Annotated in this window: 1 protein-coding gene; it reads right to left on the bottom strand. The window is 49.3% G+C overall.

Going from position 1 to position 744, the window contains the following annotated elements:
- Positions 1-744 (bottom strand): type VI secretion system tip protein TssI/VgrG (gene tssI / locus AACQ75_RS09925; protein ID WP_170889830.1); only part of this gene is annotated, 744 nt, incomplete at both ends.

Genomic DNA, 744 nt, shown 5'->3' with positions numbered 1-744 from the left:
ACTTTGTCCCTGCGCGTAAACGAGGCTCATTACTGGCGCCTTGCGCGGTGTGCGCTTCACGGCGTAAATACTCTAAACGAATTTGATTGAACGCCTTACCGCTCACATCGTCTTTAAAGCGGCCAGGGAAATCAAAATGCTCATAGTTCGGCTGTTGGTAATTCATCTCCGTACCACGAGCGTTTTGACTGAAACTGTAAGCGGGTTTTTTAAAGCTGTAATCGGCTAATTGGCTCTGCGCCACATGCGATTGAGTGTGTTGAGCCCACTTGGACACATAAGGTGTGTCGGCTACCCCTCCAGACAGGGCATTCCAAGGCACCGGGCTATCGAGTTTGCTTAAGCTTTGGCTGTCGTCACTGAAAAATAACGTGTGCTTACCAGCCTGATGAACAAAGTGATACACCAACCCCTCTTCGGCGGCTAAGCGATGCAAGAAATCAAGGTCGGTTTCACGGTACTGGACACAAAATTCACGCTGAGCACACTCGCGTTTGAGTGAAAAGGCGTAATCACTGATGCCCATCTCTTCGAGTAAAACGGAAAGGATTTCAGGCACCGTTTTAAGCTGGAAAATACGGCTGTTATGGCGCAGTGATAACCGCTCTAATGCAGGCACTAAAGTCAGCGAATAGTGGGTGTGGCTGTGACCGGTATCTCCGATACCAAAATGGCGAACAATGCCATGCACGTACTGAACCACCTGACCATTACGGATAACCGCAAGCTGGGCGTTTTTATCCA

This window comes from Vibrio sp. B1-2 (assembly GCF_963888445.1).
GTDB lineage: Bacteria > Pseudomonadota > Gammaproteobacteria > Enterobacterales > Vibrionaceae > Vibrio > Vibrio anguillarum.
The sequence above is the reverse complement of the archived record's forward strand: the minus strand, read 5'-3'. Positions and strand labels throughout refer to the sequence as shown.